Origin of the sequence: Kitasatospora sp. CM 4170, from assembly GCF_032110285.1 — a bacterium.
Lineage (GTDB): Bacteria > Actinomycetota > Actinomycetes > Streptomycetales > Streptomycetaceae > Kitasatospora > Kitasatospora aburaviensis.
The window spans coordinates 135,749-157,577 of record NZ_CP134877.1 but is presented as its reverse complement, the minus strand read 5'-3'; the positions used below and the strand labels follow the sequence as shown (position 1 = coordinate 157,577).

The following is a 21,829-nucleotide window of genomic DNA, read 5'->3' as shown; positions in this document are numbered from 1 at the left end:
CCCGTGCTTCGGACGGTGATCCACCGTCCGCCCGCGAGGAAGGCGTCCCCGGCTACTGCCACGCGACCAGACGTACATCGCCCCCGGCTCCGCCCGAGCCGGTGCGAGCGTCGGTCGCGAGGGACGCGATCCGGACCGGCGTGGCACCGGCGGACAGGTCGAGTCGGTAGAGGTCCAGGGCGCCGGCCCATTCCCGCAGGAACGCCAGGGAGCGACCGTCCGGGGACAGCACCGCGCCCGGGATGAGGGCCTGCTCCTGGGGCAGCAGGGGCTCGATCTTCTCGACCCGGCTGTGGTCCGCGGCGAACGTCACCCGCAGAAGGGTGCTCCGGGCGTTGCACAGCAGCGAACGGTCGTCGAACCAGAGACGCGCCGCGCACACCGGCATCGCCTCCGAACCGGGCAGCGCCGTCCGGCCGTTGAGGGACGGGCCGAGCACGGCCGGCTCGACGTACTGCTCGGCGAAGGACGCCGCCGGATCGGTGCGGTGCCAGAGCAGGTTGCCGCCGACGGCGACGGTGCCGCCGGGTGCCACCGCTGCCTGGTCGGGCTTCACCTCGAGCGGCGTGCGCACCCAGGCCTGGTCGCCGGCCAGTACGAAGCTCTGACCGGGAGCGGTACCGCGGTCGGTCGGCGCGGCGGAGGGGTGCTTGAGATCGCGGCTGGTGAGGTGGCGGTCGCCGGTGACGTACCAGAGCGTCGACGTACCGCTCTGGAACACGGGTACGCGGTCGTCCGGTGCCGCCCCCGACCCGGCGGACACCGGCGCGCCACCGGACACGGAGAAGGCCGTGGCGACCTTGCCCTTGTTGCCCGGCCCGGGAACGGTCCCGGCGAGCAGGGTGAAGTCGTCGTTGAAGGCCTGTCGTTCCCCCTCGGCGGAGAGCCAGGAGTGCGTCGGATCGCAGAGAGCGTCCGACGAGCCGCCGTCGGGCAGGGTGGCGACCTGACGGGCGACCTCGGCTCCGTCCGTCACCGAGTACGCGGTCACGGTGACCACGTGCACCCGGGCGTCGGGCGTGGTCGGCGACTGCGCGGCGAACCTGTCGCACCGGGCGATCACCACCCGCCCCGGTCCGGCGATCTGCGGCCCGGTCCAGGTGGGGGCGGCGCGCTCCTCCGGCTGCTCCCGGCCACCCTGGCTGTCGCAGCCGGCCAGCGCGGCAGCGACCAGCAGAAGAGCAGTGCCCCGAAGCCCGAGACCGATTCGCACCCGTACCCCCATGATCAGATGATCGTCCGATCATAAGGCCCGGCTGTTAACTGACCGTGCGTCACCAGCCGTCGTGCGGAGCGGCGCCAGGGCGGTGCGCGACCTCAGGAGCTCGTCGCCGCCCGGTCGGAATCGCTGCGAAGAACGCAGAACTCGTTGCCTTCGGGGTCGGCCAGCACCGCCCAGCCGGAGCCGTCGGGATTGCGGTGATCGGCGACGAAGGTGGCACCGAGGCCCAGCAGCCGTTCCACCTCCTGGTCGCGCGAGGTCTCGGGGCGCAGGCACAGATGGATCCGGTTCTTGATCCTCTTGGGCTCGGGCACCTGGTTGAAGTACAGCACCGGGCCCTCCGCCAGCAGTACCTGAGTCTCCCGGTCGCCCGGCTTGTCCTCCGGATCCAGCGGACGGCCGGTCACCCTGCTCCAGAACCGGGCCAGCTCATAGGCATCCGCACAGTCGATCGCCACGTTCTGCACCACCGAAACCATGCCGCCATCCTTCCGGACGCCGATGTCGAACGCCACCGACGGTCCTCTCGGGGCCGGATGACCACGTGTGCGGTGGCGGGTGAACAGAGAGCCACCTCCGGGGCGTCCGGAGTCACAGCGGCGTGGCGCGGTCCGCATCGAGGTGGTCAGGCTTGTGGCCCCTGACCGCCCAGGCGCGGCAGGTGAACCCGGTGGAGCCGTCCTCTCCCCGCTCGACAGCGGTGCTCAACACGTCACGCAGCCGGTCCCGGTCGATCGGGCGGAGCGAGGCGACGTAGGCCGGAGCGGGGCCCTGCCCGGCCAGGAAGGGCTCCCACAGGTCGTCGAAGTCCGCGAACACGACGGGCACGTCGATGGCGACGGTCGACACGTCGGTGAGTCCGGCGCCGGCCCACTGCGCGCGCAGCGCGTCGGGCCGGCACTCGGGGAACCGGCGCCCTTCGTCCAGTTCCGCTGCGGACGGGTCCGCCCTGACGGCGGCGTCCCAGAAGCGGCGCAGGAACCCCATCCCGTGCGCGTAGTCCCACACGTACGCCGCGACCGTTCCGCCCGGCCGGACGGCCGCAGCCATCCCGGTCACGGCCGCCGCCGGATCGCCGAGGAAGTTCAGCGTCAGAGCGCTGACCGCGACATCGCACGACCCGGCACGCAGCGGAAGCGCCATCGCGTCTCCCACCACGAAGCCCCACGTCGACGTGGTGGCCGACCGCACGAACGCCTCCGACCGGTCGACGCCCGTCACCGTCCGCGGGCGGCAGCGGGCGGCCAGCACCGCCGAGAGCACCCCGGTCCCGCATCCCACGTCGAGCCAGCGCAGACCGTCCCCGCATCCGAGCCACGCCACGAACTCCTCCGCGACGAGCCGGCTCCACCGGCCCATGTACCGGTCGTACGAGGAACCGGCCGCCCACACGTCGAACCCCTCACGTTCCACACCCCCACGATCCCGCATCCACCAGCACCTCACGACTTGCCGGCGCACCCCCGCGGTCCGGCGCCCGCGCTGCCCAGCCCGCCGCCCTGTCCGCCCCGCGCGTGCCACGGCCCTGCGCGTGCCACGGCCCTGCGCGTGCCACGGCCCAGGTCCGAGGCCTTCTCGCAGTGCGGCGAGGCGGCCGGAGGCGGCCGGCCCCCGGCCGCATGGTCCGACGCTGTGACCGGCCGGGGCTCCCTCCGTCGAGAAAACGCCCGCCGGGCGGGACGATGGAGCAGAGAGCCCCCGCCGAGAACGGGAAACGGTCGTGGTCGGCCCTGCGGCACCGGTCTCGGGGACAGGAGGAACCGCATGCACGCGTTCGAGCCGGGCGGGCGTGGTCCCGCCGGGTCCGCATCGGCGGAGCCCGGGGGACTGCTGGACCTGCTGGGGGTGGCGGCGGTGCTGCTGGACGCGCGGGGGCGGATCGTGCTGTGGAGTCCGCAGGCCGAGGTGCTGTTCGGCTGGAGCGCCGAGGAGGCGGTGGGCCGGCACGCGGCCGGTCTGCTGGTCGCCGAGGACCACCGGGGGCTGGTGCTGGAGCTGTTCGCCAAGGTGATGGGGGGCTCGGGGCCGTGGGCCGGGGTGTTCCCGGTGCGCCGCAAGGACGGCAGCACGCGGCTGGTGGAGTTCCGCAACATGCGCCTGGGTGACGAGCACGACACCCGGTTCGCGCTGGGGATCGCGGCGGACGAGATCACCCTGCGCGGGGCGGAACGGGACCTCGCCCTGTCGGCGCGGCTGGTGGAGCAGTCCCCGATCGGGCTCGCGGTCCTGGACACCGAGCTGCGGTACGTGCTGGTCAACCCGGCCCTCGCCGAGATCAACCTCCTGTCCGCGGAGCGGCACCTGGGGCTGACCGTCCGCGAGGCGCTCCCCTTCCTGGACGCCGGGCCCGTCGAAGCCGCGATGCGCAGGGTCCTGGAGAGCGGTGAGCCCGTGCTGCGCCAGCTGGTGACCGGCTCGAACCCGGCCGGCGGGGACGACGAGAGCGCCTGGTCGGTGTCGTACTTCCGGTTGGAGGACTCGACGGGCCGGGTGATCGGACTGGCCACCTCGGTCCTCGACGTCACCGGCCAGCACCGGGCCCGGCTGGAGACCTCCCAGGCCCGCCGCCGGCTCGCCGTGATCGCCCAGGCGTCACTGCGCATCGGCACCACCCTCGACCTGGGGCAGACGGCTCGGGAGCTCGCGGACTTCGTCGTGCCGGAGGTCGCGGACATCGCCGCCGTCGACCTGCTCGACTCCGTCGTGGAGGGTCGCCCCGGCCCTGCCGCACCGACGGGTGACGACCCGGTGGTGTTCCGCGCCCTGGCCGTGGCCTCCACCGAGGAGGGCCCGGCCGTGCGCGCGGCCGACCCGCCCGGCGAGATCGCCGCCTACAGCGCCGACCGCCTGGTCACCCGGTGCGTCACCAGCGCCCGTCCGGTCCTCGTGCCCCGGGTGGAGCGGCGCGACCTGCCGAGCATCGCCCGCAGCGCCGAGGCCGCCGATCTGCTCGCCGAAGCAGGCCTGCGCAGCTACCTCGCCGTGCCGCTCGTCGCCCGCGGTGAGGTGCTGGGTGCTCTGGATCTCAAGCGCACCCGCAACCCGGCGCCGTTCACCGACGACGACCTCGCCCTCGCGACCGAACTCGGCGCCCGCGCAGCCGTGTGCATCGACAACGCCCGCTGGTACCGGATGCAGCGCCATGCCGCCCTCGCCCTCCAGCGCCATCTGCTGCCCCGGCAGCCGCCCCGTACACCGGGCCTGCGCGTCGCGTCCCGGTACCAGCCCGCCAGCGCCGCCGCGGAGGTCGGCGGCGACTGGTTCGACGCCATCCCCCTCGGCGGCCACCGCACCGCCCTGGTCGTCGGCGACGTCATGGGCAACGGGATCAACGCCGCCGCCACCATGGGCCAGCTGCACACCACCACCCGGGCCCTGGCCCAGCTCGGCCTGGAACCCGCCGAGGTCCTGCGCCAGCTCGACCGTCTCACCGCCCAGCTGGAGGAGACCATCGCCACCTGCGTGTACGCCCTCTTCGACGCGACCACCGGGCGGTGCAGCATCGCGCTGGCGGGCCATCTGCCGCCCGTCCTCGTCCACGTCGGCGGTACCTCGGAGCTGCTGCGCCTGCCGCCCGGAGCGCCACTGGGCCTCGGCGACACCGACTTCCACGCCGTCGACGCCGAGCTTCGGCCGGGTGACCGCCTGGTGCTGTACACCGACGGCCTGGTCGAGCGGCGCGACCAGTCGCTCGACGACCGCCTGGAGCAGCTGCTGCGGCTCCTCTCCGGCCCCCGGATCCCGCTCGAAGCCACCTGCGACCGGCTCCTGGAATCCCTGCGTGCCCCCGACGGACACGACGACGTCGCGCTGCTCATCGCCGAGGCCGAACCGTAGCCGGCCATCCCCGGGCGGCTACCCGTGCCGGAGGCCGGCGGGGGTGGCCGCAAGGTCCGTCAGTGCCTACGGCAAGTCGGCCCTGCCGCTGTGACGGCTACCGCGGCGCCGGCTGCTCAGTCCTGGGTGAGGGCGTCGGCGGTGGGCCAGGTACCGTCTGCGGGCATTTCGAGGCTTTCCGCCAGCGTCTGCCGCCAGACGGGTGGGGTGAACGGCTCGCCCCAGTAGTCGGTCACCCGGACCGCCGTTCCGTTGTCGAGCTCGGCGATGGAGACGTTCCGGTACACCCGGCCGTCGCCGTAGTCGGTGCTCCACTCGACGACGACGGTGTTGCCGCAGGAATGCCGCCTCCCCACCCCGAGCCTCAATCCGACGAAATGGGACTCCACGTCGGCGATCCGTGACCTCCCCCTGATGAGTTCGCCGCTCTGCGGCCACTGGCGCACGGCGTCCTCCGAAAGCCGAACGCCGAGGATCCGCTCAAGGCGGGTCGAGTGCGCGGGTTCTCCCATGGAGCGCACAGTAGATCCGATCGTCCCGACGTCCGCGGAGGCTCGCGCTGTCCGCGCAAGAGCGGTTCCGGGAGTCCCGTCGTGGTGGATCGCCGTCCGGGCTTCTGCCGGAGTAGGTCAGGGTGGCAGGCCCGGTTCGGCCAAGGCCCGGATCGGAGTGGGCGCGGCCGGCCATGGGGAGGGCCAATGGCCGCGGACGGGAGTCGGCCCGATTTCGAACGCCGAGGTGTGGGCCTCGGGCCGACTGCCGTGTGCGGGGTCAGAAGGCGACGATGCCTTCGCCACCGGCGGCTCCGGGGACGGTCTGGGAGCCCAGCGCGGCGAGGGAGCCGTCCTTGTTGATGGCGAACTCGTCGACAATGCCGTTGATCCCGGTCTGGGCGTAGAGGTAGCGCCCGTTGGAGGAGACGGCGGCGTCGACGGTGCCGGGGTCGGTGGGCGTGTTGCCCAGAACGGCCAGCCGGCGGCCGCGGTCGGCGGTGCGCAGGCCGGTGAGGGTGGAGCTGCCCGCGTTGGAGGCGTAGAGCAGGTCGCGCACGCCGACGATCCAGCAGGTGGCCGCCTGGCCGGTGGCCGCGAACGCCTCCTGCGTGGCGGTGCCGTCGCGGTGGACCGTGAACGTGGCCACGGCGTTGGTGCCGGCCTCGGCCAGGAAGAGGCCGTGTCGGCCGTTGGGGACGAAGGCGAAGGGCACGGCGCCCGGCAGACTCGTGACGACGGGGGTGTCGGCGGGGGCGCCGGAGCGGTTGAGGTTGAACACCAGGAGGCTGCTGCCGTTCGCCTTGGTGGTGACCACGAGCTGTGAGCCGTCGCCGGTGAAGCCCACCTGCCCCGGAGTGTTGGTGAACTGGGGCGTGGCGTTCGGGTCGAGCCCCAGCGGTCGGTTCCGGCCGGCCTCCTCGTGGAGGCGCCCGTTGCGGACGGTGTAGCCCTGGATCGAACCGCCGTTCAGGGCGTTGAGCACGAACACGGTGTCGTCGTGCACCGCAATGCTCACCGGGAAGCGGCCCCCCGAGTTGATGACCTGCCGCAGCGCGAGGTGGTCGCCGTCCACGGAGAACACGGAGACGGTGTCACTTCCGGCATTCACCGCGTACAGCAGCGCGTGGTCGGGGTCGTAGGTGAGGGAGCCCTGGGATGCGAGGTGGTCGGCAACCGACCCGTCCAGCACGCCGCCGAGCCCGTTCGTGTCGTAGGTACCGGCCGGGGTTAGCCGTCCGTCGTCGGCCCGTCGGTAGGCGACGATCTGATTGCCCGCCGGGTTGTCGGTCTGTACGAACACGGCGTGGCTCCCGCCACGTGGGTGGCCGTCACCGCCGTAGGCGGCTGCGGTCGACGGGGCGCCCGCGGCCGCCGCCGTGAGCGCGGTCGCGACGGCCAGGGCGAGCCGAGTGGTCTTCTGCATGAGGTTCTGCCTTCCGGAGGGTCCGGGACCGATCCCACCCCGGTCCTGGGCGCCGTGGTCGGGAGTCGGAACGACGTGGGCGAGGGCCGTGGCGGGAACCCGTCGACGGTGACCGGCGAGAGAGCTCGCCACATTCCCTTTTGACACGGTATCTGACGTTCTGTCGGAAGGCGTCGAAGGGTGCGGTCTCTCCGGCATGGCGGCGCTGCTCGCGAGAGGCTTGAAGGTCCGTCGGGTCCGGCAGCCCATTGTTCTTGAATGGTCGCTCATGTATATTTCTGCCATGCCCAGACCGCGCGAATTCGACCCCGACGCCGTGTTGAACCAGGCCATGCTTCGGTTCTGGGAGCGCGGATACCGGGCCACGTCGATCGAGGACCTGGTGAAGGCCACCGGGGTCAAGCCCGGCAGCATCTACAGCGCGTTCCCCGGGGGCAAGCATGCGCTCTTCGTGAAGTCGCTGGAGCGCTACTCGAAGTTGGTCGTGCCTCAGAAGCTCGGCGAGTTGGAGGCGCCGGGCGCGTCGTTGGCGGAGGTCCGCGGCTACTTCGACGGGCTGGTGCGCGACCTGCTCAGCCCCGAAGGGCGCCAGGGCTGCCTCCTGGTCAACACGGCGATCGAGAACGCCGCGGAGGACGACGCGGCGGCGGCTGTCGTGCGCGGCCACCTGGCGCGCCTGGAGCGGTGCATGACCCATGCCCTGGAGAACGCCGCCCGCCGGGGTGAGGTGCGGGGCTCGCTCGACGCGGGTGGCAGTGCCAAGTTGCTGGTCGCGACCTGTCAGGGGCTGATGGTCGTCGGCAAGGCCAATCCCGACGAGGCGGTTCTGCGGGCCGTCGTCGACAACGCCTTCGCCGCGCTCGCCTGACGGCGCGACATATCGGGCCACCGTGCGCGGTGGCCCTTTCGTCGGCCCAATAGTTGAATGACTACTCAAGAACGAGGTTCGGACATGAAGGCCATTGTCATATCCGCCCACGGCGGCCCCGAGGTGCTCACCGTCGATGAGCTGCCCGACCCGGTGCCCGTCGATGGTGAAGTGCTCATCAGGGTCAAGGCGTTCGGCCTCAACCATGCCGAGGCGTACATGCGAAGCGGCGCCTGGGGTCAGGTGGCCGCCGTCCCCGGGATCGAGTGCGCCGGCCTCGTCGAGGCCGACCCCTCGGGTGCACTCCCCGTCGGGACGAAGGTGGTGGCGATCCTGGGCGGCATGGGGAGGACCCGCAACGGCAGCTACGCGGAACTGGTCACCGTCCCCGCGACCAACGTCGTGGCTGTGAACTCGCCTCTGCCCTGGGCCGCCCTGGCTGCGGTGCCCGAGGTCTACGCCACGGCGTACAGCGCCCTGTACGGCAACCTCGCCCTCAAGGTGGGGGAGACGCTGCTGGTCAGGGGCGCGACCTCCTCCCTCGGGCAGGCCGCCGTCAACCTCGCCGTCCACCATGGTGCAACGGTGCTCGCCACCACCCGCAACCCGGAGCACGCGCCCCTGCTCAAGGAACTCGGGGCCTCTGACGTGCTCATCGACGACGGACGCCTGGCCGCTGAGGTCGCACACAGGGGCGTCGCCGTCGACGCGCTGCTCGACATCGTCGGCAACACGGTGCTCCGCGACTCACTGGGCACGGTCGGGCCGCGCGGGCGGGTCTGCCAGGTCGGCTTCCTCGGTGGATTCGCACCGGTGGTGGACTTCGACCCGCTCGCCGATCTGCCCAGCGGCGTCCAACTCAGCTTCTTCGGCAGCGCGTTCGTCCTGGGGACCCCGGCCTTTCCGCTCGCAGACGTCCCGCTCGACGAGATCTACGCCCAGGTCGAGGCCGGCGCCCTTCGGGCCCGCCCCACCCGGATCTTCCGCTTCGACGAGATCGTCGAAGCCCACCGGGTGATGGAGGCCGGCCAGGCCCTGGGGAAGATGGTCGTCGTTCTCGACTGACTCGTCCGCGGCCCCTGCGGCGCCCGCCGGGCGCCGCAGGCGCAACCTCCGATTGGGCCCCGCCGGAGTCATGGGGTGGGCGTGTGCCTGCTGACCTCGGCCAGTGGGCGTCGACCTATGTCCAGCGGATGTGCAGCTCTTTCAGCCCGTTCTGGAAGTTGGAGACCAGCCGCTTCGGCGGCGCGTCCGACGCCAGCTCCAGGCCGGGAAGCTCGGCGACGACCCGGCGGATCAGGGCCGACATCTGGACCCTGGCGAGCCTCGCCCCCACGCAGAAGTGGGGGCCGAAGCCGAAGCTGACGTGGTCGTTCGGGGTGCGGGCGACGTCCAGACGGTCCGGTTCGGGGAAGACCGACTCGTCCCGGTTCGCGGAGGCGTGGTAGACGACCACCTTGTCGCCCCTGCGGATCCGCATCCCGGCCAGCACCACGTCCCGAGTCGCGGTGCGACGGAACTGCAGAACGGGCGGCCAGAACCGGAGCAACTCCTCCACGGCCGAATCGATCAGGTCGTGCCGCAAGGACAGCGTGCGGTACTGGTCGGCATGGGTGAGCAGGGAATACAGGCCACCAGGGAGGCCGTTTCGCAGGGTCTCGTTTCCAGCGATTCCGAAGAGAAAGAACATCGTCTCGAACTCGGTGGCGCTCAGGCCGGCGTCCCGCATACGGGCGACGATGCTGCCGGACGGTGGATCCACGGCGACTGCGTGGGCGTACGCGAACATGTCGGCGAGGGCCGCGCGGGAGCGCGGGTTGAGCGGGCGGCCGTCGGGGGCGGTATGGACGGTCGGGCGGTGGTCGAGCGCGGCACGGCCCATGGCGGTGAGCCGGGACGGGTCGGCGGTGCTGGACCGGGCGTAGTCCGGGTCCTGGTAGCCGATCACGCGGTTCGACCAGTCGACCAACAGTTGCCGGTCCTGCTCCGGCACGCCCAGGATCAGGGCCAGCGTCCACACGGGCAGCTCGGCGGCGACGGGCACGAAGTCGGCTTCGCCGAGCGGGTGGATCCCGGCGACGAGTTCGGCGGCGCGGCTCTCGATGGCGGTGGCCAGCTCGTGCAGCGCCCGCGGGGTGAAGGCGGCCGCGACGGCCCGGCGCAGCCGGGAGTGGTCGGGCGGGTCCTGGTTGAGCATCATCGTCCGGGCGAAGTCCAGGTCGGCAGGGGAGTCCGGGTCCCGGATCTGGGTCGCGCCCAGGTGGGAGGAGAACAGCTCCGGGCTGCGGAGGACGTGCTTGACGTCGGCGTGCCGCAGCACCGCCCAGTACCCGGGCCCGGCCGGCCACGGACCCACCGCCGGCTCCTCCACCCACCACACCGGGGCCGCGCTCCGCAGCTCCCGGAAGAGCTCGTAGGGCACGCCTTCGGCGTAGGTCCCGGGCAGGAAGACCCGGTTCACGTGTGCCTGGTCGAGGGTCACAGCGCCCGACGGTACGACAGACCGGGGTGGCGCGCCAGGATGCCGGCGGCGGCGGCGACCGCCCGCCCCGCCCACCGGCCGTCCGACCGTGGTGTCGGTGCAGGTCAGTAGAGTCCCGGGCATGACGATGACCACTCCGCCGCGCCCTTTCGACGCCGAGGCGCTCTTCCTGGGGCTGGCCGCGCACCGGGGCACCACCACCCGGCTCCACCCGCGCCCGGGGACACCCGGCGTGGCCGACAGTTCCGTGGGCGGGCCGCTGCTCTGGCCCGCGGACGAACCGTGGCCGGTGTGCCGCGAGGGCCACGGGCGGGGGCGGGGCCGGCGGATCGCGGACATCCACCGGGAGCGGCAGCTCCTCGCCGAAGTGTGGGCGCGGAACCCGGACTCGGGCCCCACGGAGGCGGAGCGGGGCCTGCTGACGGAGCTGCGCCGCCGCCACCGGGTCCCCGGGATCGCGGACACCGACCCGCTCCCCATGATCGGCGTCGCGCAGCTGTACCGGCGCGACCTTCCCGACCTGCCGGCCGGGCCGGACGGCTGCGACCTGCTCCAGGTGTTCTGGTGCCCCTTCGACGCCCACGGCCCGACGGGGTACGGGATGTCGCTGGACCTGCGCTGGCGCCGGTCGTGGGAGGTCGCCGACGTGCTCGCGGAGCCGCCGCAGCCGGTCGTGGTCGGCTTCGACGGCTACATGGCGGAGCCGTGCGTGCTGACCCCGGAGCAGGTGGTCACCTACCCGTTCGCGGGTCTCCTCCCGGAGGACCTCTGCGCGAGGATCGGCGCCTGGGACGAGGCCATGGAGGAGGCCGCGGAGAAGGCCGAGGAGGAGCGCTGGGCGGCGCGCATGGCCGCGGCCGCCGAGCGCGGGGGCCTGGACGGCTCCGAGGACGGAGGCGACGGTCCGGAGGAGGCCGTGAGCTACCAGTGCGACCTGTCCATCCCGCCCGGCTGGCGCGTCGGCGGGTTCGCGTCCTGGCATTCCACCGACCCCGCGCCGATGGACTGCCCGGCCTGCGCGGCACCGATGGAGCTGCTGCTCACCGTCGACAGCTCGGAGTGGGACGGCGGAACCGGGAGCTGGATACCGGTCGAGGACCGAAGCCTGCCCGGTGGTCCCGGCGGTCCTGGTGGTCCCGGCGGTCCCGGGGGTTCGACGCCCACCGAGGTCACCGTGGGCCGCTGGGGCGAGCTGAACGTCTTCGCCTGCCCCGCCGACCCCGGGCACCCGCACCGCTGGAGCATCCAGTAGGTCGCGGGCTCGTTCCCGCCCGCCCGCGCTGTGTCGTGCTTGACTCGCCGTGACGACACCAGCACAGTGCGAATCCATGACCACCGACCAGATCCTCCTGGGCCTGGGGCTGATCGCCGTGCTCGCGGTCGGCTCCCAGGTGCTGGCGAGGTGGCTGCGCATCCCCGCCCTGATCGTCCTCCTCCCGGTCGGCTTCACGGCCGGCGTGCTCACCGACGACATCGACCCCGACAACCTCCTGGGCCCGGCGTTCTCCCCGCTGGTGTCGCTCTCGGTGGCGCTGATCCTCTACGACGCCGGACTCGGCCTGGACCTGAAGCACCTCCAGGGGCACAACCGCAGGGTGGTGGTGCGGCTGCTCCTGCTCGGTACGGTCGTCACCTTCTTCTCCGCTGCCCTGCTCGCGGCGGGGTTGCTCGGGATGTCCGCCAGGGCGGCGCTGATGCTCGGGGCGATCCTCGTGGTCAGCGGTCCGACGGTCGTGGGGCCGCTGCTCGGCTTCGTGCGCCCGGTGGAGCGGCTCCAGTGGATCCTCACCTGGGAGGGGTCGCTGATCGACCCGATCGGCGCCATCCTGGGTGCCCTGGTCTTCCACTCGGTCGTCGCGAGCACCCACCCCGTCTTCGGTGAGCGGATCGGCGAGCTGCTGCTGAGCGTCGTGGCGGGGCTGGCCGGGGGCCTGGTGGGAACGGTGGTGCTGTGGCTGCTGCTGAACAGGTTCCGGATCCCCGAGCCGCTGGGCACCTCGGTGCAGCTCGCCACGGTGATCGGCACCGCGGCGGTCTGTGACGTGCTGCGCGACGACACCGGGCTGATCGCGGCGGTGGCGATGGGGGTGGCCGTCGCCAACCTTCCGGCCTTCGACGTCCCCTCGCGCAACCCGTTCTTCGAGACGCTGGTGCAGCTGATCATCGGGCTGCTCTTCATCTCCATCTCGGCGACGATCGATCCGGACTCGCTCAAGGGCGTGGTGCTCCCGAGCCTCGGTCTGGTCGCGGTCCTGGTCCTCGTGGTCAGGCCGCTGGTGGCGGCGCTCGCCACGGTGCGCACGGACCTCGGCCGTGGCGAACGCGGCTTCGTCGGGTGGATGGCACCGCGCGGCATCGTCGCGGCCGCCACCGCGTCGACGTTCTCCACCGCGCTGGTCCAGAAGGGAATCGCCGGGGCTTCGAAGATCCTCCCCGCCACCTTCCTGGTCATCGTCGCAACGGTGGCGGTCTACGGCTTCACCTCGGTGCCCGCGGCGAGGCTGCTCGGCGTCAGACGTCGCGCCCGTTCGCGGCCGTTGCTGGTCGGTGGCGCCCACTGGGTGGTGGAGCTCGGCCGGGCGCTGCGGTCGGCAGGCCTGGACGTGCTGATGTGGGCGGGCCACGAACCGGAGCGCGAGCTGATCAGGCAGTCCGACCTCGAGCTGGCGCCCGGCGAGCTGTTGGCGGCGGCGACCGGGCAGGGCGCCGAGCTGGAGGGCATCACGGCCGTGCTGCTGCTCACCGACGAGGACGACTTCAACGCGCTCGCCTCGACGATCCTTCAGGGCAGCATCGAGGGCCCGGTCTTCCGGCTGGGGCCGCCCCACGGCAGTCACGGGGTGGTGGCGCCGTACACGGGTGGGGAGATCCTCTTCGGCACCTCGCTGACCAGGCCCGCGCTGGCCCGGCGCTACGCGCAGGGGGCGCCCGTCGTGACGCGGCCGGGCGCGGAGGGCGTCCCGGCCGGGCACGACCTGCTGTTCCTGGTGCGGGCCGACGGTTCGCTGGCCCCGGTGACCGAGGGCGGCCCGCCCGAGAAGAGGGCCGGGGACGTCCTGGTCCTGCTCGGTCCGGACCGGCGGCCAGCACCGGACTGAGCGGACGCTCCGCCGGGGACCGCCGGGCTTCGCGTCATCCGCGTCATCCGCGGCGCTGCTGCTCGTCGAGCGCCTCGTCGAGCGTGGTGGCCGCCATGATCAGCGCGAGATGGGTGAACGCCTGGGGGAAGTTGCCGAGTTGCTCGCCACTGGGTCCGATCTCCTCGGCGAACAGGCCGACGTGGTTGGCGTAGGTGTGCATCTTCTCGAAGGTGTAGCGCGCCTGGCGCAGCCGTCCGGCCCTGGCCAGCGCGTCCACGTAGAGGAACGTGCACAGGCTGAAGGTGCCTTCCGAGCCGCGCAGGCCGTCGGGCGAGGCCGCCGGGTCGTAGCGGTAGACCAGGCTGTCGGAGACCAGCTTGCGCTCCATGGCGTCCAGGGTGTCCAGCCAGCCCGGACTCCTCGGGGCGATGAACCGGACCCGGGGGATGATCAGCAGCGAGGCGTCCAGGACGTCGCCGTCGTAGTGCTGGACGAGTGCCTGCTCGGTCTGGCTCCACCCCCGTTCCATGACCTGTTCGAGGATGGCGTCGCGGGCCGCCGTCCAGCGCGCGGTGTCCGCGGGCCTGCGGTACCTCTCGGCGAGGTGCAGGGCGCGGTCGAGGGCGACCCAGCACATCACCCGGCTGTAGGTGAAGTTCTGGCGCCCGCCGCGGGTCTCCCAGATGCCCTCGTCGGGCCGGTCCCACGTCTCGGCCAGCCAGTCCACGGTGCGGGCGAGCCCCTTCCAGCCGTGGTAGCCCGCCTGTTCGCCGAGCTCCTGACCCTCGGCCAGGGCGTACATCACCTCGCCGTAGATGTCGAGCTGCAACTGGTCGGCGGCGGCGTTCCCGGCGCGCACCGGGTAGGAGCCGCGGTAGCCCTCCAGGTGGCCCAGGACCTCCTCGGTGAGGTTCGGGTCCCCGTCGACCCGGTACATGATCTGCAGCCGCTCGCCGGGGGAGTGCGCCCGGTCGCGCATCCGGTCGCCGAGCCAGCGCGAGAACCTGGCCGCCTCCTCGACGAACCCGAGGTCCAGCATCGCGCGGACGGAGAGCGAGCCGTCGCGGATCCACGAGTAGCGGTAGTCCCAGTTGCGCTCGCCGCCGACCTGCTCGGGCAGGCCCATGGTGGCGGCGGCGATCGGGGCGCCGGTGGGCGAGTAGGTGAGCAGTTTGAGTGTGATGACCGAGCGGTTCACCATGTCCGGCCAGCGGCCCCGGTAGCGGGAGCTCCGCAACCAGGTCTGCCAGAAGTCGACGACCTCCCACATCTGCTCGTTCAGCACGTCGGTGTCGGCCGGCGCGGGTGCCTCGCCGTCGGGCCCGCAGACGGTGAACACCGCCCCGGCGGACTCGCCCGTGTTGAGGACCACCTCGCCGCGGACGTCGTCGCCCTCCCGCTCCAGGGGGAAGGTGGTCCGCAGGTGCGCGGTGACGCCCGGCGCGTGGAACGAGGCGCCCCCGGGGCCCAGCCGGAGCTCGTGGGTGGCCCGCCCGTAGTCGAACCGCGGCCGGCACTCCATGGTGAAACGGACGCTGCCGCGCACGGCCCGTACCAGCCTGGTCAGGGTGTGCCGGTCGGTGGGGCGGTCGGTGCGGTCGGGTGGCATCCAGTCCACCACCTCGCCGACCCCGTCCGGTGACATGAAGCGGGTGACCAGCACCGCGGTGTCCGGGTAGTAGAGCTGGCGGCGGATGTCCTCGGGGTGCTCCGGAGACAGCCGGAAGTAGCCGCCCCGGTCGTGGTCCAGTAACGCGGCGAACACGCTCGGTGAGTCGAACCTCGGGGCCGCGAACCAGTCGACGACCCCTTCCGCGGACACCAGGGCCGTGGTCTGCAGGTCTCCCACGAGGCCGTGGTCGGCAATGAGTGGGTAGCGCTCCATGGCGGTTCTCCGAAGGTCTGCCGGACTCCGTCCGATGAAAGTCCTTCTGCTGCCCACTGTCCGACATCTCCGGCCCGTGCGCGCGACGAGAGCGGGGCCGCCGCCCGACGGCGGCGGCCCCGCTCACACCGAGCTCCTCACCGGCGTTCTACCGGCCGACCGGCCAGCCGTCCGCGGTGGTGATGGTGCGGTGGTACGGCCCCTCCGGGCCGGTGGTGCGGTAGTCCTCGACCGAGCCGCCGGTACGGACGGTGGTGTCGCCGTCGTGCCGGTGGGCGGTCGGGCGCAGTGTGTGGTCGACGGTGGTGCGGTCGGTCACCCGGGCGCCGGTCGCGGTCGTGGCCTCGCGGTGGTAGCCGAGGTCCATGGTGGTGCGCTGGTCGGTGTTGCCGGCCGCGTCCTTGGCGTACCGGTACCCGACGTCGAGCGGCTGTCCCTCGTGGACGGTGGTGGTGCGGCGCGGACCGGAGCCCCAGGTGGCGGTGGTGCGGGTGAGGTCGCTCCGGTTGTGCACGGTCAGGTCGTTGCCGCTGTCGCGGAACTGCTGGGCGGAGTCGAAGGCGAGGTCGTCGCGGACCTCGGTGGTGACCCGCCCGTGCGAGGTCTGCACCCAGCCGCGCGCCAGGTCGTGCCGGCCCGCCGTGACGGTCCAGTCGCCGCTGCCGCCGCCGTGGTCGGCGAGGGCGGTGGCGATCGCGGCCTCGGGGGCGACCCGGTACTCGGTGAGCTGCCCGGTGGTGCGGGCGGCGCCGTGGTCGACGTCGGCGAAGAGGTTGACCTGGCCGCTCCAGAGGTCGTTGCTCTGGGCCTCGGCGGCGTTGACGGCGACGGCGACGGTGTGCGGCCGCCCGTCGACCAGGAGCCCGACGTAGGGGGTCAGGTCGAGCCGGTAGGCGGGCAGGTCGAAGGCGAAGATGCCGGGGGTGGGCCGCCAGAGCAGCGGGTCCCACCCGCCGGTGTAGATCACGGGGTACGGCCAGACCGCGCCGGCCACCCGGCCGTCGATGCTGAGCCTCAGCTCGCGGAACGGACCCTTGCCGCAGACGCCGGTGCCGGAGTTGGCGCGGGCGAAGTCGTCCGGCGCGGAGGCGTACGCGAACTCCTCGCAGGCGCCGCCGCCGCGCGCGTACACCTCGGCGGTGAGGCGTTCGAGGTTCGGCGGGAAGGTCAGCTCGCGGCCGGCGGAGGGGGCGGCCTGGGTGAGCCCGAACGCCCCGGTGGTCAGCAGCCGGTCGGCGGTGCGGGCGGCGGGCCACCGCGCGGAGGTGGTGTAGAAGGTGAGGCTCGCCGAGATCCGGAACACGCCGGTGTAGGTGTCGTCGGTGACGTTGGCGAGGTCGAACTCGAAGGGCTGCTGCCCGGCCGCGAACAGCGGGGCGTAGCGGGTGACGTCCCGTTCGAGCGACCACTCGATGCCGTCCTTGGACGGCTCGGGCGTGGAGGAGAGCAGCACCTGGACGCCGCCGACGCGGACGGTGAACAGCCGGTCGAACTGCCGGCCGGCGACCTGGCCGTGCAGGTCCAGCACGACCGCCGACCAGGGCCCGGCACAGGCGGCGGGCGGGGTGGCGGTGGCCGTGTACGGGGTGTCGGGCGGGCTGCCGTAGCCGTTGCGGAACGGCTGGTCGTGCATCACCTCGACGGTGCAGGAACGGGTGTCCGGCCGGGTGAGCGGCTTCATGGCGGTGAGCGGGTCGTGGTAGTCGGTGCCGAAGTCGGCGTGCGCGGGCCCGGCGGCGGCCAGCGCCCCGGTGAGGGCGAGGACGACGGCGCCGGCCAGACGGCCGACGCGGCGGCCGGCTCGGCGGATCAGCGGGTGGGCGGCCAACGGTGTCCCTCTCGGTCGGGGCGGAAGCGGACGGTCGGGCACGGGCATCCTTCCGGTGGTGGCATGCGCGCGTCAAGCACTCCCGTGCCCCGTGACCGGCCCGCCCCGAGCGCCTACGGCCAGCCCGTCGGCTTCGAGGTGGCGCTCGCCCCGGCCGCGATGATCGCCGCACAGGCTCGCCGGACCTCCGTGGCGACCCAGCCGGACGGCAGCGGGCCCCGCGCCCCGAGGGCGGCGGCCTGCCGCTGGAGCTCGCGCAGTGCGCCGCCCTGCGCGCTGGAGAGGCCCATCTCCTGGTAGTCGCCGAGGTCCGTACCACCGTCGAGGGACGTCTGCAGCCAGGGCGTGATGCTCAGCACGCAGTCCGCGAGTCGGTCGGCGGACGGCGGGTCGGCGGACGGCGGGCTGACGGACTGCGAGCCGGCGGACGGTGGGGGCGGCACCGTCGGTCCGGCCTCGCGGGGCGCCGCGGCGTGCCCGCCGCACCCCGACGCCGCCGCCGCGGCGGCGACGGCCAGCCCGACCGCGAGCGCGAACCGTTTCCGCATGCCCGCATTCTGGTCGCCGCCGGGCCACCGCACCAGAGTCCGGACCGCCCGAGCGGTCGGCGCGGTCCCGGCCGGCGCGGTCCCGGGCGGTCGGTGCAGTCCCGGCCGGTCGGCGTAGTCCTGGGCGGGCGGTCGGTCGGACAGGCCGACGAGCCGTCACACGGAGCAGGGCGCCGAGGGCGAAGTGCCGGTGGGCCGGACCGGACCGCACGTATGGTCGGGTGCATGGCCGACGAGATCTTCACCCACCCCCGACTCGCCGCGATCTACGACGCGTTGGAGCCCGACCGCAGTGATCTGGACCCCTACCTGGAGCTGGCCCGGCAGCTCGGGGCCCGGAAGGTGCTGGACATCGGCTGCGGCACCGGCGTGTTCGCACAGCGGCTGGCGGAGGAGGGGATCGAGGTCGTCGGCCTGGACCCGGCGGAGGCGCTGATCGAGGTGGCACGGGCGAAGCCGGGCGGCGACCGGGTCGCGTGGATCCGCGGCGACGCGACGGCACTGCCGCCGTTGCGGGTCGACCTGGCGACCATGACCGCCAACGTGGCGCAGGCCATCGCCGCGCCGGCGGCCTGGCGGACGACGCTCGCCCGGGCGCACCGGGCGCTGCGCCCGGGCGGCCACCTGGTGTTCGAGACCCGGGTCCCGGCCGCGCGCGCCTGGGAGCGGTGGAACCGCGCGGACTCGTACGCGGTGACGGCGGTCCCCGGCGCCGGCGCGGTGGAGAGCTGGGTCGAACTGGTCGCGATCGACGGCCCGTTGGTGACGTTCCGGTGGACGTACGTGTTCGCCGCGGACGGGGAGGTGATGACCTCGGACTCCACGCTGCGCTTCCGCGAACGCGACGAGGTGGAGGCCGACTTGGCGGCGAACGGGTTCGTCGTCCAGGAGGTCCGCGACGCCCCCGACCGGCCGGGCCGGGAGTTCGTCTTCCTCGCCCGACGACCTGAGGAGTGATCAGGAGGCGGGCGTCCCGGAGCCCTTCCCGGCGCCACCGCCACCTCCACCCCCGCCGCCTTTGCCGCCCCCGCCGCCCTGGCCCGGGCGGGTGGTGGGCTGGCCGGGCTCCGGGGGGAGGTGTTCCTTGGCGTTGTGACGGCCGGCGGGGGAGAAGACCGGCCCGTCCAGGCCGGGGACGCGGTGGGCGGCGATCCTGGCCTGCGTCTCAGGCTGCAGCAGGTAGTCCTGGAACGCCTTCGCCCCGGCCTCGTTGACCCCCGGGACCTTCGCCGGGCTGACCACCGCCGTGGCCATGACCCGCTGCAGCAACGGGTCACCGAGCACGAGCGGTTCGAGGTCGAGCGGGTGGGTTCGCAGGTACTCGCGGAAGGGCGTCAGGCCCCAGAGGGTGTAGCCGCGGGCGGCGGCGGCCGCGTCCATGGCCGCGCCGGTGGCCAGGCCCTGGTCGGTGAAGGCCGACCAGGGGAGGTGGGCCTCGGCGGCCACGGTGCGCATCAGGTAGCGGACGCCGTCGATGTTGTTGACGATCAGCGGCCGGCCGGCGGCGGTGATGCGGCGGAAGGCCTCGGCGAGGTCGGTGAGCCCGCGCACCCCGGCCGGGTCGTCGTGCGGACCGGCCAGGCACATCAGGTTGGCGAGGACGGTGTGGGGCCACTGCACGTAGCCGTCCGTGACCAGCCCGGTGACGTCCCGGTGGCCGAGGTGGGAGAGCGCGACGTCCGCCTCACCCGCCCGGACGGCGGCGCCGACCTCCTCGCCGACCGTCAGCTGGACCTTGAGCCCGCTGGCGGCCTCGAACTCCGGCAGCAGGACGTCGTACAGGCCGCCGTCGCGCACGGTGGTGACGCTCATCAGCCGGACGACGCCGGGGTCGGCGGCGCGCGGCGCCGCGGCCGACGGGCGCGCCGGGGCGGCCGACGGCGGTGGTGCGTCGGCCGTCGCCGGGCCCGCGGGCCGGCCGTCCGCCGAGCACCCCGCCAGCGCGGGCAGCGCCGGCAGTGCGAGTGCCGCCCCCGCCAGCAGGAAGCCGCGTCTGCCGCTCGTGCCGCTCGTGCCGCTCGCGCCGCCACTGCCGCCGTCCGTGCCCTGAGTGCCGCCCATGCCGCCCCGCCTCCGCGGCACCGGAACGTGCGGCCGTCCGGCGCGCGCCGCCGTTCGGCCGGGACCGCCCGCAAGTCTGGCAGCCGCCCGCGGGCCGCGGAACTGGTTGATCACCCAGTTCGCCGCCCGCCCGGCGTCAGCTCCGGCCGACGAAAGTGAAGCCGGCCTCGCCGACCGCGCTGCGGAGCAGCGCCTCGTCGAGCGGCTGGGCGGAGGCCACCGTGACCCGTCCGGTCGGCGCGTCGGCCGTGACCTCGGTGACGCCGGGGAGCGCGGACAGGCCGGCGCTGACCGTCCGCTCGCAGTGGCCGCAGCTCATGCCGTCGACGCTGAGGACCGTGGTGATGGACATGGGGATGCCTCCGTTGCCGTGCGCGTGTGACTGGGGCGCCGGTCACCGCCCGTGCGGGGCGGCGGCCGGCGAACGACGAGTCCAACCACAGCGCAGGATCGGGCGGCGGCCCAGGGACACGCCGCGCGGGTGGCACGTTCGAGTGGACCGTGGAACCGATCGGGCCGCCCGCCCGACGGGGCCGCCGGTCGCCGCCGGTCGCCGCCGGTCGCCGCCGGTCGCCGCCGGTCGCCGCCGGTCGCCGCCGGTACGCGGCGGCCCGGGGGCTGGTCGTGCGACCGGTCCGGGCCGCATTGCTTGACATCCTCAAGTATTCAGGTCTAGCGTTCAGGTATTGCTTGAGTAGATAAACCATCAAGCACATCAACACTTCTTGTCCAGCAGCACAGGAGCACTCCCATGAAGGCCATCACCTACCGCGGCTACGGCGGACCGGACGTCCTGGAGTACGGCGACGTGCCCGAGCCCAAGCTCGGCCCGGACTCCGTCCTGGTCCGGGTCGCCGCCGCCTCGGTGAACCCGGTCGACTGGAAGATCCAGGCCGGCTACCTGGACGGCGTGCTGGACGTCGTCTTCCCGGTCATCCCCGGCTGGGACGTCGCCGGTGTCGTCGAACAGGTCGGCGTCGGGGTCACCGAGTTCGCCCCGGGCGACGAGGTGATGGGTTACGTCCGCGAGGACATGGTCCGTCGCGGCACCTTCGCCGAGTACGTCGCCGCGCCCGTGCGCACCCTGGCCCGCAAGCCGGCCGCCCTCGACTTCGCCCAGGCCGCCGGCCTGCCGCTGGCCGGCCTCACCGCCTACCAGGCGCTGACCCGCGCCCTGGAGGTCAAGCCCGGCGAGACCGTCCTCGTCCACGCCGCCGCCGGCGGCGTCGGCTCGCTCGCCGTCCAGATCGCCGTCGCGCTCGGTGCGCGGGTGATCGGCACCGCCAGCGAGCGCAACCACGACTTCCTGCGCGGCCTGGGCGCCGAGCCGGTCGTCTACGGCGACGGCCTGGCCGACCGGGTCCGCGCGCTCGCCCCGGAGGGCGTCGACGCCGTGCTCGACCTCATCGGCGGCGAAGCGCTCCAGCTGTCGCCCGCGCTGCTCGCCGAGGGCGGCCGCTTGGCCTCCATCGCCGACGGCTCCGTGCTCGCCCTCGGCGGCCGGTACGTGTTCGTCCGCCCCGACACCGCCGACCTCACGGCGCTCGCCGAGCTCGCGGACGGCGGCCGCCTCACCGTCGAGGTCGCCGCGACCTTCCCGTTGGAGCAGACCGCCGAGGCCCACCGCCTCAACGCCGCCGGCCACACCCGCGGCAAGATCGTCGTCATTCCCTGACCCCCACCGGTCGACCCCCGTACCACCCGGAAGGAACCCGTCGTGTCCCTCGTCGTCATCGCCGACTGGCTTGCCGACACCGGCGCCGAGCAGCGCGTCGCCGACCTGCTGCCCGCCGTCACCGAAGCCGCCCTCGCCGAACCGGGCGTGCTGTCCTTCCGGGTGGTCCGCTCCCTGCGCGACCGGGCCGCGTTCGTCGTCTTCGCCGAGTACGAGGACGAGGCCGCCCTGGTCTCCCACCGCGAGAGCGGCCCCTACCAGGACCTCATCCTGGACGGGATCACCCCGCTGCTCATCGACCGCCAGGCCGAGGCCTACGCCCTGGTGTGAGGGTGCGGGGCAGCGGCTCCGACACCGCCCCGAGCCGCCCCGCCGGGAAGCGATGCCGAAGGCCCGGGTGCCGGTCGGTGCCGGCCGCCACCCGGG

19 protein-coding genes are annotated in these 21,829 nt (G+C 73.4%); 8 read left to right on the top strand and 11 right to left on the bottom strand.

The genetic code is table 11. From position 1 onward, the window contains the following. Positions 1 to 52: 52 nt before the first annotated feature. The 3 genes from RMN57_RS00695 to RMN57_RS00685 form a co-directional block, all read right to left on the bottom strand. A complete protein-coding gene (locus tag RMN57_RS00695; protein ID WP_313761361.1) occupies positions 53 to 1,213 on the bottom strand; it encodes a hypothetical protein in 1,161 nt (386 codons plus the stop codon). 104 nt (positions 1,214 to 1,317) lie between these two features. Then, complete coding sequence (locus RMN57_RS00690) at positions 1,318 to 1,701, bottom strand: VOC family protein (protein ID WP_313767677.1); 384 nt, start codon at positions 1,699 to 1,701, stop codon at positions 1,318 to 1,320. Between the two features lie 112 nt (positions 1,702 to 1,813). Next, a complete protein-coding gene (locus tag RMN57_RS00685) occupies positions 1,814 to 2,635 on the bottom strand; it encodes a class I SAM-dependent methyltransferase (RefSeq protein WP_313761360.1) in 822 nt (273 codons plus the stop codon). Between the two features lie 351 nt (positions 2,636 to 2,986). Between RMN57_RS00685 and RMN57_RS00680 the strand changes: the two genes are divergently transcribed. Then, the gene (locus RMN57_RS00680; protein ID WP_313761359.1) at positions 2,987 to 5,059 is read left to right on the top strand and encodes a SpoIIE family protein phosphatase; all 2,073 of its coding nucleotides are present in this window, start codon (positions 2,987 to 2,989) and stop codon (positions 5,057 to 5,059) included. 116 nt (positions 5,060 to 5,175) lie between these two features. Here RMN57_RS00680 and RMN57_RS00675 read toward each other — a convergent pair whose 3' ends face one another. Further along, entirely contained in the window at positions 5,176 to 5,571 is a 396-nt protein-coding gene (locus RMN57_RS00675) for a hypothetical protein (protein ID WP_313761358.1), read from the bottom strand. Positions 5,572 to 5,830: 259 nt separating this feature from the next. After that, positions 5,831 to 6,976 carry a beta-propeller fold lactonase family protein gene (locus RMN57_RS00670; protein WP_313761357.1) on the bottom strand — a complete coding sequence of 382 codons (1,146 nt, stop codon included), beginning with the start codon at positions 6,974 to 6,976 and terminating at the stop codon, positions 5,831 to 5,833. Positions 6,977 to 7,259: 283 nt separating this feature from the next. On the opposite strand from RMN57_RS00670, the gene RMN57_RS00665 reads away from it, so the two are divergent. Together RMN57_RS00665 and RMN57_RS00660 are read left to right on the top strand one after the other, a co-directional pair. Continuing rightward, positions 7,260 to 7,844, top strand: a complete 585-nt coding sequence (locus RMN57_RS00665) for a TetR/AcrR family transcriptional regulator (RefSeq protein ID WP_313761356.1) — start codon at positions 7,260 to 7,262, stop codon at positions 7,842 to 7,844. A gap of 84 nt (positions 7,845 to 7,928) precedes the next feature. Beyond that, positions 7,929 to 8,909 (top strand): zinc-binding dehydrogenase, encoded by a 981-nt coding sequence (locus RMN57_RS00660; protein ID WP_313761355.1) that lies wholly within the window; start codon positions 7,929 to 7,931, stop codon positions 8,907 to 8,909. Positions 8,910 to 9,024: 115 nt separating this feature from the next. Here the strand turns inward: RMN57_RS00660 and RMN57_RS00655 are convergent, their stop codons facing one another. Continuing rightward, positions 9,025 to 10,326: a cytochrome P450 gene (locus tag RMN57_RS00655; RefSeq protein ID WP_313761354.1), complete on the bottom strand. Its 1,302-nt coding sequence runs from the start codon at positions 10,324 to 10,326 to the stop codon at positions 9,025 to 9,027. 121 nt (positions 10,327 to 10,447) lie between these two features. Here RMN57_RS00655 and RMN57_RS00650 point away from each other — a divergent pair, with 121 nt between their 5' ends. Further along, complete coding sequence (locus RMN57_RS00650) at positions 10,448 to 11,578, top strand: hypothetical protein (protein ID WP_313761353.1); 1,131 nt, start codon at positions 10,448 to 10,450, stop codon at positions 11,576 to 11,578. 76 nt (positions 11,579 to 11,654) lie between these two features. Next, complete coding sequence (locus tag RMN57_RS00645) at positions 11,655 to 13,424, top strand: cation:proton antiporter (protein ID WP_313761352.1); 1,770 nt, start codon at positions 11,655 to 11,657, stop codon at positions 13,422 to 13,424. A gap of 43 nt (positions 13,425 to 13,467) precedes the next feature. Here RMN57_RS00645 and RMN57_RS00640 read toward each other — a convergent pair whose 3' ends face one another. The 3 genes from RMN57_RS00640 to RMN57_RS00630 form a co-directional block, all read right to left on the bottom strand. Continuing rightward, positions 13,468 to 15,291 (bottom strand): glycoside hydrolase family 15 protein, encoded by a 1,824-nt coding sequence (locus RMN57_RS00640; protein ID WP_313761351.1) that lies wholly within the window; start codon positions 15,289 to 15,291, stop codon positions 13,468 to 13,470. Positions 15,292 to 15,439: 148 nt separating this feature from the next. Further along, positions 15,440 to 17,119: a peptide-N4-asparagine amidase gene (locus tag RMN57_RS00635; protein WP_313761350.1), complete on the bottom strand. Its 1,680-nt coding sequence runs from the start codon at positions 17,117 to 17,119 to the stop codon at positions 15,440 to 15,442. A gap of 113 nt (positions 17,120 to 17,232) precedes the next feature. Then, positions 17,233 to 17,667 (bottom strand): hypothetical protein, encoded by a 435-nt coding sequence (locus RMN57_RS00630; RefSeq protein WP_313761349.1) that lies wholly within the window; start codon positions 17,665 to 17,667, stop codon positions 17,233 to 17,235. Positions 17,668 to 17,892: 225 nt separating this feature from the next. Between RMN57_RS00630 and RMN57_RS00625 the strand changes: the two genes are divergently transcribed. Beyond that, complete coding sequence (locus RMN57_RS00625; RefSeq protein WP_313761348.1) at positions 17,893 to 18,624, top strand: class I SAM-dependent methyltransferase; 732 nt, start codon at positions 17,893 to 17,895, stop codon at positions 18,622 to 18,624. On the opposite strand, the gene RMN57_RS00620 is transcribed toward RMN57_RS00625, so the two are convergent. Together RMN57_RS00620 and RMN57_RS00615 are read right to left on the bottom strand one after the other, a co-directional pair. Then, positions 18,625 to 19,728, bottom strand: a complete 1,104-nt coding sequence (locus RMN57_RS00620; protein WP_313761347.1) for a substrate-binding domain-containing protein — start codon at positions 19,726 to 19,728, stop codon at positions 18,625 to 18,627. It abuts the gene before it with no gap. A gap of 136 nt (positions 19,729 to 19,864) precedes the next feature. Continuing rightward, entirely contained in the window at positions 19,865 to 20,080 is a 216-nt protein-coding gene (locus RMN57_RS00615; protein WP_313761346.1) for a heavy-metal-associated domain-containing protein, read from the bottom strand. Between the two features lie 399 nt (positions 20,081 to 20,479). Between RMN57_RS00615 and RMN57_RS00610 the strand changes: the two genes are divergently transcribed. Further along, positions 20,480 to 21,403 (top strand): NADP-dependent oxidoreductase, encoded by a 924-nt coding sequence (locus RMN57_RS00610; RefSeq protein WP_313761345.1) that lies wholly within the window; start codon positions 20,480 to 20,482, stop codon positions 21,401 to 21,403. A gap of 42 nt (positions 21,404 to 21,445) precedes the next feature. Beyond that, on the top strand, positions 21,446 to 21,733 hold the full coding sequence (locus tag RMN57_RS00605) for an antibiotic biosynthesis monooxygenase family protein (protein ID WP_313761344.1): 288 nt from the start codon (positions 21,446 to 21,448) through the stop codon (positions 21,731 to 21,733). The last annotated feature ends 96 nt before the right edge of the window (positions 21,734 to 21,829 follow it).